13 protein-coding genes are annotated in these 10,935 nt (G+C 72.9%); 8 read left to right on the top strand and 5 right to left on the bottom strand.

Going from position 1 to position 10,935, the window contains the following annotated elements; all coding sequences use genetic code 11:
• Positions 1-144: 144 nt before the first annotated feature.
• The 3 genes from AC1DW8_RS02460 to AC1DW8_RS02470 are packed head-to-tail and all read left to right on the top strand — an operon-like array spanning position 145 to position 4,246.
• The gene (locus tag AC1DW8_RS02460; RefSeq protein WP_478091615.1) at positions 145-1,668 is read left to right on the top strand and encodes an FMN-binding glutamate synthase family protein; all 1,524 of its coding nucleotides are present in this window, start codon (positions 145-147) and stop codon (positions 1,666-1,668) included.
• On the top strand, positions 1,665-3,386 hold the full coding sequence (locus AC1DW8_RS02465) for a thiamine pyrophosphate-dependent enzyme (RefSeq protein WP_478091617.1): 1,722 nt from the start codon (positions 1,665-1,667) through the stop codon (positions 3,384-3,386). The genes AC1DW8_RS02460 and AC1DW8_RS02465 overlap by 4 nt, the downstream gene beginning before the upstream one ends.
• Positions 3,387-3,388: 2 nt before the next feature.
• Positions 3,389-4,246, top strand: a complete 858-nt coding sequence (locus AC1DW8_RS02470; RefSeq protein ID WP_478091619.1) for a class II glutamine amidotransferase — start codon at positions 3,389-3,391, stop codon at positions 4,244-4,246.
• Between the two features lie 3 nt (positions 4,247-4,249).
• Here AC1DW8_RS02470 and AC1DW8_RS02475 read toward each other — a convergent pair whose 3' ends face one another.
• Positions 4,250-4,843, bottom strand: coding sequence for a TetR/AcrR family transcriptional regulator (locus tag AC1DW8_RS02475; RefSeq protein ID WP_478091622.1), 594 nt, complete (start codon positions 4,841-4,843; stop codon positions 4,250-4,252).
• Between the two features lie 97 nt (positions 4,844-4,940).
• On the opposite strand from AC1DW8_RS02475, the gene AC1DW8_RS02480 reads away from it, so the two are divergent.
• Positions 4,941-5,495: an NADPH-dependent FMN reductase gene (locus AC1DW8_RS02480; RefSeq protein WP_478091624.1), complete on the top strand. Its 555-nt coding sequence runs from the start codon at positions 4,941-4,943 to the stop codon at positions 5,493-5,495.
• 100 nt (positions 5,496-5,595) lie between these two features.
• Here AC1DW8_RS02480 and AC1DW8_RS02485 read toward each other — a convergent pair whose 3' ends face one another.
• Entirely contained in the window at positions 5,596-6,126 is a 531-nt protein-coding gene (locus AC1DW8_RS02485; RefSeq protein WP_478091626.1) for a MarR family winged helix-turn-helix transcriptional regulator, read from the bottom strand.
• A 74-nt stretch (positions 6,127-6,200) separates the two neighbouring features.
• Here AC1DW8_RS02485 and AC1DW8_RS02490 point away from each other — a divergent pair, with 74 nt between their 5' ends.
• From AC1DW8_RS02490 to AC1DW8_RS02500, 3 genes are all read left to right on the top strand, one after another.
• Positions 6,201-6,386 (top strand): hypothetical protein, encoded by a 186-nt coding sequence (locus tag AC1DW8_RS02490; RefSeq protein WP_056771240.1) that lies wholly within the window; start codon positions 6,201-6,203, stop codon positions 6,384-6,386.
• Between the two features lie 133 nt (positions 6,387-6,519).
• The gene (locus AC1DW8_RS02495) at positions 6,520-6,846 is read left to right on the top strand and encodes a hypothetical protein (protein WP_056771237.1); all 327 of its coding nucleotides are present in this window, start codon (positions 6,520-6,522) and stop codon (positions 6,844-6,846) included.
• Between the two features lie 43 nt (positions 6,847-6,889).
• Positions 6,890-8,134, top strand: a complete 1,245-nt coding sequence (locus tag AC1DW8_RS02500; RefSeq protein ID WP_478091628.1) for a D-arabinono-1,4-lactone oxidase — start codon at positions 6,890-6,892, stop codon at positions 8,132-8,134.
• A gap of 28 nt (positions 8,135-8,162) precedes the next feature.
• Here the strand turns inward: AC1DW8_RS02500 and AC1DW8_RS02505 are convergent, their stop codons facing one another.
• On the bottom strand, positions 8,163-8,642 hold the full coding sequence (locus tag AC1DW8_RS02505; RefSeq protein WP_056771230.1) for a MarR family winged helix-turn-helix transcriptional regulator: 480 nt from the start codon (positions 8,640-8,642) through the stop codon (positions 8,163-8,165).
• Between the two features lie 206 nt (positions 8,643-8,848).
• Between AC1DW8_RS02505 and AC1DW8_RS02510 the strand changes: the two genes are divergently transcribed.
• A complete protein-coding gene (locus AC1DW8_RS02510; RefSeq protein ID WP_056771227.1) occupies positions 8,849-9,040 on the top strand; it encodes a BldC family transcriptional regulator in 192 nt (63 codons plus the stop codon).
• On the opposite strand, the gene AC1DW8_RS02515 is transcribed toward AC1DW8_RS02510, so the two are convergent.
• Both AC1DW8_RS02515 and AC1DW8_RS02520 read right to left on the bottom strand, forming a co-directional pair.
• Positions 9,037-10,287, bottom strand: a complete 1,251-nt coding sequence (locus AC1DW8_RS02515; RefSeq protein ID WP_478091631.1) for an AGE family epimerase/isomerase — start codon at positions 10,285-10,287, stop codon at positions 9,037-9,039. The two genes, AC1DW8_RS02510 and AC1DW8_RS02515, sit on opposite strands and share 4 nt — an antisense overlap.
• A 58-nt stretch (positions 10,288-10,345) precedes the next feature.
• Positions 10,346-10,888, bottom strand: coding sequence for a MarR family winged helix-turn-helix transcriptional regulator (locus tag AC1DW8_RS02520; protein WP_056772636.1), 543 nt, complete (start codon positions 10,886-10,888; stop codon positions 10,346-10,348).
• Positions 10,889-10,935: the final 47 nt, after the last annotated feature.

Consider the following 10,935-nt stretch of genomic DNA (forward strand, 5'->3'; position numbering starts at 1 on the left):
CGGCTCAGGAACCTCTCAGGTATGCGGTCCACCGTCGCGGGTAGGTCTCGGGTGGACGCGAACGTCGGAGTGCTCGTCCCGAACGGGCACCCGGGGCGAACGAGCACGGGTCGCGCAGGCGGCACGTCGGGCGAGGAGGCAGTCGTGGGTCGAAGCAGGTGGGTGGTCGGCGGAGCCGGGGCGGGTGCGGTCGGGCTCGCGGCCTGGGACCTCCTCCAGCGCAAGCACACGATCCTGCGGCGCTATCCCGTCGTCGGGCACCTGCGCTACCTCCTGGAGGACATCCGCCCCGAGCTGCAGCAGTACTTCATCGAGCGGGACTGGGACGGCCGCCCGTTCGACCGCGACACCAGGTCGGTCGTCTACGAGCGGGCCAAGGGCATCCATGGCGAGCGCCCGTTCGGCACCGAGCTCGACGTCAACGAGGTCGGCTACGAGTACCTCGTGCACTCCGCTGCGCCGGTCGACCCACCCGACGAGCCGGCCCGCGTCGTGGTCGGCGGCCCCGACTGCTCGAGGCCCTACTCCATGGCGCTGCTCAACGTCTCGGCGATGAGCTTCGGGGCCCTGTCCGCCAATGCGATCCGCGCGCTCAACCAGGGTGCTGCCCTCGGCGGCTTCGCCCACGACACGGGCGAGGGCGGCCTGTCGCCCTACCACCTCGAGCACGGGGGCGACATCGTCTGGGAGATCGGCACCGGCTACTTCGGTGCGCGCACCAAGGACGGTGACTTCGACCCGGCAACCTTCTCCGACAAGGCATCCGGCGACTCGGTCAAGTGCGTCTCCCTCAAGCTGAGCCAGGGCGCCAAGCCCGGCATCGGCGGGGTGCTGCCGGGGGCCAAGGTGACGAAGGAGATCGCCGGCATCCGCCAGGTGCCGCAGGGGGAGAAGTGCGTCAGCCCGTCGAGCCACCGCGTCTTCCGCACGCCGGTGGAGCTCATCGAGTTCATCGGCCGCATGCGTGAGCTGGCCGGCGGCAAGCCCGCCGGTTTCAAGCTCTGCGTCGGCTCCCGGGTCGACGTCCTCGCCATCTGCAAGGCGATGCTCGAGGTCGGCACGACGCCAGACTTCATCGTCGTCGACGGCTCCGAGGGTGGCACGGGTGCTGCGCCGCTCGAGTTCGAGGACCACGTCGGGATGCCGCTCACCCACGGCCTCATGACCGTGCACAACGCGCTCGTCGGCGTCGGCCTGCGTGACCGTGTGCGCATCGGCGCGAGCGGCAAGGTCGCGGCCGGCAACGACATCGTCAAGCGCGTCATCCAGGGGGCGGACTACACCAACTCGGCCCGCGCCATGATGATGGCCGCCGGCTGCATCCAGGCCCAGCGCTGCCACACCGACAAGTGCCCGAGCGGCGTCGCCACCCAGAACCCGCGCCGCGCGCGAGCGCTCGACGTCGGCGACAAGAGCGAGCGCGTCCAGCGCTACCAGCAGGCCACGGTCGACGAGGCGATGCGGATCATGGCGGCCATGGGTGTCACGGACCCCTCGCGCCTGACGCCGCACCACCTGCGGCTCAACGTGTCGGCGACCCGCAACCAGTCCTACGCCGAGCTCTACGACTGGCTCGCGCCGGGGCAGCTGCTGGCCGAGCCCCCGCGGGACTGGGCCCACGACTGGGCCGCAGCGAGCGCCGACCACTTCGGCGGGAGCCCGTCATGACCACCGTCGCCGAGCACATCATCACCTCGTTGGCGGACGCCGGGGTGACGCAGGTCTGGGGCGTCGTCGGCGACGCCCTCAACCCGCTGACCGACGCCATCCGCACGGAGGACCGCATCGAGTGGGTCGGGGTGCGCCACGAGGAGGTGGCGGCCTTCGCCGTCAGCGCCCAGGCGCAGCTGACCGGCACGCTCGGGGTGTGCATGGGCACGGTGGGACCGGGGTCGATCCACCTGCTCAACGGGCTCTACGACGCGAAGAAGTCGCACGCGCCGGTCCTCGCCATCTGCGGCCAGGTGCCGAGCCCCGAGATCGGGACCGACTTCTTCCAGGAGGTCGACAACAACGCCCTCTTCGCCGACGTCTCGGTGTGGTCCCAGACCCTGACCTCGGCGGGACAGCTGCCCTACCTGCTCGAGCAGGCCGTCAACGCGGCACAGTCGATGCGCGGCGTCGCCGTTCTGACGCTGCCGGGCGACGTCGGCGACCTCGCACTCGACAAGGGCGTGCGTCCCGCGACGTTCGCACCGACCGCGGTGCCGGCGCCAGCACCGGTCGCGCAGGTCGAGGCCGCCGCCGCCGCCCTCGCCGGTGACGTCCCCGTGACGCTCCTCGTCGGGTGCGGTGCGCGCCGGGCCCGCTCGCAGGTGCTCGAGCTGGCCGACGTGCTCGCCGCCCCGATGGTGCTCACGCTCAAGGCGAAGGAGGGACTCGAGCACGACAACCCCTTCGAGGTCGGCCAGTCCGGCCTCATCGGCAACCCCGCCGCCGCCAAGGCCATGGACGACTGCGACGTGCTCGTCCTCGTCGGCACCGACTTCCCCTACCGCGACTGGTACCCGACCGGCAAGACGGTGATCCAGCTCGACGCGCGCGGGGAGCACGTCGGCCGGCGCACCCCCGTGCAGCACGCCCTCGTCGGCGACGCCGCGTCGACGCTGGACCAGCTCCTGCCGCGCCTCCGCCGACGCGAGGACCGCGGGCACCTCGAGAGCGCGCGCACGGCATACGAGACGTGGCATGAACGTCAGCGCTCGTTGCTCGACCCGGAACACGACCGCACGCTCCTCGGGCGGGCCAGAGCCGTCCTCGACAACCCCGACGAGCGCATCCGGCCGGAGGCGGTGGCGGCCGCCGTCGACCGGCTGGCGCCCGACACGACGATCTTCACGAGCGACACCGGCATGTCCACCGCGTGGCTCGCCCGGTTCGTGACGATGCGTGGCACGCGTCGGCTCGTCGGCTCCTACAACCTCGGCTCGATGGCCAACGCGATGCCGATGGCGCTCGGAGCGCAGGCGCTCGACCGCACTCGTCCGGTCGTGGCCTTCGCCGGCGACGGTGGACTGATGATGCTGCTCGGCGACCTGCGCACCGCGGTGACCTATCGGCTGCCCGTCGTCGTCGTGGTCTTCGACAACGGGCGGCTCGGCATGGTCAAGCTCGAGCAGGAGCAGGGTGGGCTGCCGGAGTTCGGGACCGAGCTCGACAACCCCGACCTCGCTGCCGTCGCGGCGGCCATGGGTCTGACGAGCCGCCGGGTCACCGAGGCCGACGAGCTCGACGACGCCGTGACGTGGGCCCTCGCCACCGACGGCCCGGTGCTGCTCGACGTCGTGACCAACCCCGACGAGGTCGCGATCCCGCCCAAGCCCAAGCTCGCCCAGGGCTGGGGCTTCGCCATCGCCAAGGCCAAGGAGGCCGTGGAGAGCAGGTAGCCGTGTGTCGCCTCTTCGGGATGAGTGCCGGTCGCGCGCGGGTGTCCGCGACGTTCTGGCTCCTCGACGCCCCGGACAGCCTGAGTCGCCAGTCGCACCGCAACCCCGACGGCACGGGCCTCGGCACCTTCGACGAGGCCGGCCGCCCGGTCGTGGAGAAGCAGGCGCTGGCGGCCTGGGACGACGCGGACTTCGCGAGCGAGGCGAAGGAACGGCGCAGTGCGACCTTCGTGGCGCACGTCCGCCACTCGTCCGGCACCGGGCCGCGTCCCGAGAACACCCACCCCTTCGAGCTCGACGGCCGGCTCTTCGCACACAACGGTGTGGTCCAGGGGCTGCCCGGTCTCGAGGAGCACCTCGGCGCGGCGATGGCGACGGTGCGCGGCGACACCGACTCCGAGCGCCTCTTCGCACTCGTGACCGCCGAGACCGCCGCTGCCGGTGGGGACGTGGCCCTGGGGATGGAGCGTGCCCTCGGCTGGGTGGCCCGGCACCTGCCCGTGTATGCCGTCAACGTCGTCCTGACGACGCCCACCGAGCTGTGGGCGTGCCGCTACCCCGACACGCACGCCCTGTGGCTGCTCGACCGTCGGAAGCCCGTCGAGGTCCTGGACCACCGCAGTGACGCCGGCACGCGCGTCGTCAGCGACGAGCTGGCCGACGCACCGTGCGTCGTCGTCGCGAGCGAACGCCTCGACGACGACTGCGCGTGGCGGATGCTCGACCCCGGCGTCCTCGTCCGGGTCGGCCCCGACCTGTCGGTGACCGAGCGGGTCGTCGTCGACCCGGAGCCGCGGCACCGCCTGCAGCCGGCCGACCTCGGCGCGGCCGCAGCCTCGCAGCGACCGACCGGGAGGTGATGCTCAGCCGGCCTCGACGACGCGACGCACGAGGTCGGTCCAGGTGGCGAGGATGCGCTCGCGGGTGACGCCGGCCTCGAGCTGGGGCAGGACGAAGGTCACGTCGAGCGGGGCGAGGAGGGACAGGGCCAGGACCGGCAGGTCCCCGGTCACGTCGAGCTCGGCGAGCAGGTGGCGCACGTGGGCCACGAGGAAGGCGACCGCGGGCAGCGACCGGCCGTGGCGACCCGCTGCGGCGACCATGAGGTCGCCGCTGACGAGGGTGCGCTCGAGCCGGGACTCGCCGAAGGCGAGGAGCCGGTCGAGCGCGGGCGCGCCGGGCCCGAGGGGTGGTGGACCGGAGATGACCCGGCCCTGCCACCGTGCCTCGCCGTGGTCGAGGAGGGCCGACATCAGGCCGGCGCGGCTGCCGAAGCGACGGAACACCGTGCCCTTGCCGACGCCGGCCTCGGCGGCGACGGCATCCGTCGTCACGGCGTCGACCCCGTCGCGGTCGACGAGCCGGTGCGCGGCGTCGAGGAGGAGCTCGCGGTTGCGCGCCGCGTCACGCCGCTCGGGGCGGCGGTGCAGGTCGAAGAGCGGTGGCTCGGTGGACACGGTCGTGATCCTAGGTCGGACGACGGACCGTGCAGGGTGACCGCGATGACCTGCCGCCCTCGGGAATAGAAGCGGACCGCGGTCCGTTTGGTCCCACATGACCACTGCTGCCACCCCCCGCACGCGCGTCGCCGTCCTCGTCGGAAGCCTGCGCACCGAGTCCGTCAACCGTCGCATCGCCGAGTCGCTGCGCGACCAGGCGCCCGAGGGTGTCGAGATCGACATCATCGACGGCCTCGGCGCCCTGCCGTTCTACAACGAGGACATCGACGGCGACGACGTGCCTGCCACGGCTGCCCAGCTGCGCGAGAGCGTCGCGGGCGCCGACCGCGTGCTCGCCGTGACGCCGGAGTACAACGGCACCATGCCTGCCGTGCTCAACAACGCCATCGACTGGCTGTCCCGCCCCTACGGTCAGGGCGCCATCACCGGCAAGCCCTTCGCCGTCGTCGGCGCGACCCCGACCCCCTACGGCGGCAAGTGGGCCCACGACGACACCCGTCGGTCGGCAGGCATCGCCGGTGCCGTCGTGCTCGACGACGTCATCGTGTCGCAGACGACCATCGACACCGACGTGCTCGGCGACCCCCAGGTCTTCGGGCGACTGCAGGACGCGCTCAGCGCCCTCGTCGACCACCGACCCGCGGCCTGACCGCCTGCCCCACGTCCGACCTCCCGGCTCGCGACGAGCCGACGACCCGCTGGGCCCGGGACCGATGTCCGGGCCCAGCGGCATACCCGGGCAGTCGCGCTCAGTCGTTCGCCGTCGTGGCGGCGATGACCCGGGTCAGCGAGGCGTGCAGCGCCTGGAGGTCCTCGACCCGCACCCCGAGCCGCTCGACGATCTGCGGCGGCACGTCGAGCGCCTGCTCGCGCAGCCGCCGGCCGCGCGGCGTCAGGGTGATGGCGAGGGCACGCTCGTCGTCGGGGTGCCGGTCGCGCGTCACGAGACCTGCGGCCTCGAGCCGCTTCAGCAGGGGCGAGAGCGTGGCCGCTTCGAGGCTGAGGAGCCGGCCGATCTCGCGGACGGTGAGGGGTGACCGCTCCCAGAGGGCGAGCATGACGAGGTACTGCGGGTGGGTGAGCCCGAGGGGCTCGAGCACCGGGCGGTAGAGCCCGATGACGTTGCGGGCCGCCACGGCGAGGGCGAAGCAGACCTGCTGGTCGAGCTTGAGCAGGTCGTCTGGGGAGACGGGGGAGACGGGGGAGACGGTGGAGCCGGCGGTCTCCCCGGAGCGGGTGGTCGGTCGCGGCGTGGTGCGGGCGGTGGTGCTGCGGGTCATCGAGGCCTCGTCGTCGGGGTGGCGGGATCTGTGTACACTAACAGTTAGTGCACTAACTAACTGGAGGCAGCATCGTGTCGAGATCAACGCCCCGTGACGGACTCTCGGTCGGGTACCGCATCGGCTACCGCCTGCGCCTGGTCGCCCTGACCGTCTTCGGCCCGGCGCAGCTGGGCGAGGGCAACGACCCCACGGCCCGGCTCGCGCGCGAGCGCGCGGCGAAGGTCGCCGCGGCCCGGGCCGCCCGCGACGCACACTGACCCGGGCGATCCGAGCAGCTCCGGGCCGCTGCGGGCTGCGCGACCCGCGCGGCATCCGTTCGCGCACAACGGGCCTCACGCGGAGCCGACGGGAGTACCGTCGGGAGTGACGCATCGGACCCTGGAGGTGCCCATGGGTGATCGTGTAGGACTCATCGTCATGCTGGCCGTCGTCGTGATCCTCGTGATCGGCCTCGTCATCGTCGGGCCGCGTCGAGCCGGGCGCGACTCCAGCGAGTCGCTCAACAAGCATCGGGACGACACCGAGCAGGCGCGTCGCGACCACCCGGAGGGAGCCGAGCGCTCCCACCTCGTCGGCAACCCGCCCGTCGACACCATCACCGCCGACGGCTGGGGCGTGGCCCGTCCGGGCGAGGGTGCCGAGCCCGAGGAGCTGCCCGAGGACGTCCACCCCGAGCTCCACGAGGACCGCAGCCACCGCCGGCGTCACCAGGCCTGACACCGCTGACCTCGCCTCGGCCGCCGCGGGCAGACTGGGGGCCATGGCGGAGACGAACTGGGCCGGCAGCCACACCTACCGGTCCCCGATCGAGCGGGTGCGCTCGGTCGAGCACCTGCAGGAGCTCGTCGCGGCGGCCCCGCGCGTGCGCGCCCTCGGGTCGCGGCACAGCTTCACCGACCTGACCGACATCACGGACGCTGACCACGGCGTGCTCGTCTCGCTCGTCGACCTGCCGACCGCCGTGGTCGTCGACCCGACGACTCGCACGGCCCGCGTGACGGGGCACGCGGCATACGGCCAGGTGGCGACCCGGCTGCACGCGGCGGGATGGGCCCTCGGCAACCTCGCGTCGCTCCCGCACATCTCCGTCGCGGGTGCCGTCGCCACCGGCACGCACGGCTCGGGCACCGGGAACGGCTCTCTCGCAACGGCCGTCGCCTCCCTCGACCTCATCGGTCCCGACGGTGAGCGGCGCACCGTCAGCCGTGGCGACGCCGACTTCGAGGGCAGCGTCGTCGCTCTCGGTGCGCTCGGGATCGTCACCTCCGTCACCCTCGACGTCGAGCCCACCTACGACGTGCGCCAGGACGTCTTCACCGGCCTGTCGTGGGACGCGCTCCCCTCCGGGCTCGACGCGGTCACGAGCAGCGCCTACAGCGTCAGCCTCTTCACCCGGTGGGGCGAGGCGGGCCTCGACCAGGTCTGGCTCAAGAGCCGCGGCGAGCAGGCGCCGAGCGAGCCCTTGGGCGCGGTGCCGGCGACCACGACGATGCACATGCTCGACGGTGCCGACCCAGAGTCGGTGACGGCCCAGGGCGGCGTGCCGGGGCCGTGGCTCGACCGGCTGCCGCACTTCCGGATGGGCTTCACCCCGAGCCGCGGCGAGGAGCTCCAGAGCGAGTACCTCCTGCCCCGCGAGCACGCCCTCACCGCGATCGAGCGCCTCCGCGGCCTCCGTGACCTCATGGCGCCGGTGCTCCAGGTCTCGGAGCTGCGCACCGTCGCCGCCGACGGCCTCTGGCTCAGCGGCTCGCACGGGCACGACGTCGTGGCCGTGCACTTCACGTGGGTCCGCGACGTCGAGCGCGTGTATGCCGTCCTGCCGGCGGTCGAGGCAGCCCTCCTGCCGCTCGGGGCACGGCCGCACTGGGGCAAGTGCTTCGTCGCGGGCGTCGACGAGCTCGAGCCGCTCTACCCGCGGATGGCCGACTTCCGGTCGCTGCGGGCGAGGGTCGACCCGGAGCGCGTCTTCGGCAACGCCTTCCTCGACCGCGTCATCGGCTGAGTCACGACCGGTCCGGACGACGCCGCGCTCAGTGGCGCTTGCGGCGCCCGGGGCTCGACGTGTGCGAGGCGTCGATCCGGGTGGTGACCTCGCGCAGCGAGGCGGCGAGGGTCCCCAGCGTGGCGGCCACGTCGTGCAGGTCGTCCCCGGCGAACGCGTCGAAGGCCTGGGGCAGCCAGTCCCTGACCTCGCGGAGCCGGAGCACGCCCGACTCGGGGATCTCCACCGAGCTGCGCCGCCGGTCGTTCGGGTCGGGGACGCGTCGCACCATCTCGCGCTGCTCGAGGCGGTCGAGGAGCGTCGTCGTCGAGCTCGTCGTCAGGCCGAGGGCGGTCGAGAGCTCGGTCTGGCCCATGGGGCCACGGGCCAGGAGGTAGCTGATGGTCCGGCTCTCGTTGACCGTGAGGTCGAGACGCGCGGCCACCGCGATGCGGTAGCGCTCGCCGGCGAGGATCAGCTCTCTCAGGGCGACCGTCGCGTCGTCGCGGGCCTGGGCGCGGTGGCTCATGCGCCCAATCTACTGAGGCCATCTCGCTCGTTGGTCTGGTCGCTTGATTGTCGAATGAACTGTCCGTACCGTGACAGGTGTCGGGAGCCCGGCGACGACCGCCCCCAGGGCGAGCCGGGATCCGGGATCCTTCGGACTCGGGGTTGAGCAGCCAGCCCCGAGTCCGTGACCTCCACTGACGCTGCGATCGCGCGAGGCGGACTGACATGGACGGAAATGACACAGCGGTCGAGAGGCTGTTGACCCCGGCGGAGGTCGCGACGATCTTCCGCGTCGATCCCAAGACCGTCAGCCGGTGGGCACGGAGCGGCCGGCTCCACGCGCTGCGGACGCTGGGCGGACATCGCCGCTACCCGGAGAGCGAGATCTGGGCCCTCGTCGACCGCCAGCAGGACTAGGCGGTCCGAGCCGACCGGAGGTGCCCGTCCCGGAGGGCCCCGGCGAACGACGTGATCTCGCCGAGCGCGCCGACGAGGCACGCCTGGTAGGCGTGGTAGACGTCCGGGCGTCCCTGCCAGACGACGCTCGACGGCGCGAGCTCGGGTGAGAGCTCGTGGCGCCACGACCCCTGCTCGGGGTCGACGAACCACGCGTGGGCGTGCTCCCACCACCGGTCGTACCAGGCGGCATACGTCGGGTCGCCGGTCGCGAGGTGGAGCGTGCGGGCGGCGCCGATGGCCTCCGTGACGACCCAGTGCAGCCGGTCCCGCACGACGGGCCGACCCTCGAAGTCGGTCGTGTAGACGAAGCCCTCGTGCCCGTCGACGTCCCAGCCCTCGTGCACCGCGACGTCGAAGAGCGAGCGCGCCTCGTCGAGCAGCCATGCCGGTGCCTCGGCCCCGAGGGCGTGGCGCAGGTGCAGCGACAGCCTCGACCACTCGAGCAGGTGGCCGGGCGTCACGCCGAACGGGCGGAACTTGTCGGTCGGGCGCTCGCGGTTGTAGTCGGGGCGCGGCTCCCAGGACGAGTCGAAGTGCTCGGGGAGGCGGTAGTTCCACGAGCGGGCGAAGCCGTGCACGACGCGCTCGGTGATCCGGAGCGCGTGACCGAGCCAACGCGGGTCGCGCGTGACGTCCCACGCCGCGAGCAGGGCCTCGAGCGAGTGCATGTTGGCGTTGACGCCGCGGTAGTCCTCGAGGTCGGTCCACGTGCGGTCCCACACGTCGAGGGCGAGGCCGTCGGACTCCCGCCAGAAGCGCTGCTCGTAGGTCTGCAGCGCGCGGTCGAGCAGGTCGTCCGCCCCGGGACGCCGGGCGGCTGACGCGGAGGTCGCGGCGAGCACGACGAACGCGTGCTCGTAGGCCCGCTTGTCGGACACGTCGGGCGTGCCGTCGACGTGGACCGACGCGAACCAGCCACCGTGCTCGGGATCGTGGAGCAGGCCGCCGGGGGCGAAGGTCGCGACGCCGTGGTCGACGACCGCCTCGAACGACGTGTCGCCCTCGAGCACCGCCAGGGCGGCGACGTGGGTCATCCGTGCCGTGATCCACAGCTCGACACCGTATGCCGGGTCGAGCCTCCCGTCGTCGCCGAGCCATCCGAACCCGCCGCCGGGCCGCTGCGCGGCGCGCGCGAGCTCGCGCAACGACCGCCGCTGCTGCGCGAGCCGGTCGAGGTGGTCCGGGGGCGGCGGCGTGTCGGGCATGCCCCCAGTCTGCCGAGGTCGCGCCCCGGCCGCTGCCGGTCCGCGTAACGAACTGGGGTCAGAAGTCGCCCGCGTCGCGTCGCAGCCGCGTCAGGACGTCGACGAGCGAGCGGACGTCGGTGGCCCCGAGGTCGGGCTGCTCGAAGACCTCGGCGTTGAGGGCCTTGGTGGCCCGCTCCGCGAGCTCGCGGCCGGTCGGGGTGAGGGCGACGAGCATCGCGCGCCGGTCCTCGGGATGCGTCGAGCGCGTCACGAGCCCGGCGTCCTCGAGGCGGTCGACCGCGTTGGTCACGCTCGTGGGGTGCACCTGCAGGCGGCTGCCGATGACCTTCATCGGGAGCGAGCCGCGCCGGCTGAACCACAGGAGCATGAGCACCTCGTAGCGCGCGAAGGTCACCCCGAGCGGCCGGAGCGTCGCCTCGACGCGGGCGAGCACGATCTGGTGCGCCCGCATGAGCGAGGTGATGGCGGCCATCCCGTCGGCGGCCGGGCCCCAGCCCTGCTCGACCCACTGCTCCCGCGCCCGGGCGATCGGGTCGAAGCCGAGGCCGGACCCGGCGGCGACGCCGGCGCTCGTGCCGCCACCCGCTCCGGCGCTCATGCCGCCCGCGGCGTTGGTCTGCGCACTCATGGCGCCATCGTAGGACG

Source organism: Terrabacter sp. P2_E3, assembly GCF_056403915.1.

Excerpts from the sequence above, each read along its gene's own strand:
- AC1DW8_RS02465 (WP_478091617.1), top strand. The coding sequence starts at position 1,665 with ATGACCACCGTCGCCGAGCACATCATCACCTCGTTGGCGGACGCCGGG.
- AC1DW8_RS02480 (WP_478091624.1), top strand. The coding sequence starts at position 4,941 with ATGACCACTGCTGCCACCCCCCGCACGCGCGTCGCCGTCCTCGTCGGA.
- AC1DW8_RS02485 (WP_478091626.1), bottom strand. The coding sequence starts at position 6,126 with ATGACCCGCAGCACCACCGCCCGCACCACGCCGCGACCGACCACCCGC.
- AC1DW8_RS02495 (WP_056771237.1), top strand. The coding sequence starts at position 6,520 with ATGGGTGATCGTGTAGGACTCATCGTCATGCTGGCCGTCGTCGTGATC.
- AC1DW8_RS02500 (WP_478091628.1), top strand. The coding sequence starts at position 6,890 with ATGGCGGAGACGAACTGGGCCGGCAGCCACACCTACCGGTCCCCGATC.
- AC1DW8_RS02505 (WP_056771230.1), bottom strand. The coding sequence starts at position 8,642 with ATGAGCCACCGCGCCCAGGCCCGCGACGACGCGACGGTCGCCCTGAGA.
- AC1DW8_RS02510 (WP_056771227.1), top strand. The coding sequence starts at position 8,849 with ATGGACGGAAATGACACAGCGGTCGAGAGGCTGTTGACCCCGGCGGAG.
- AC1DW8_RS02515 (WP_478091631.1), bottom strand. The coding sequence starts at position 10,287 with ATGCCCGACACGCCGCCGCCCCCGGACCACCTCGACCGGCTCGCGCAG.
- AC1DW8_RS02520 (WP_056772636.1), bottom strand. The coding sequence starts at position 10,888 with ATGAGCGCCGGAGCGGGTGGCGGCACGAGCGCCGGCGTCGCCGCCGGG.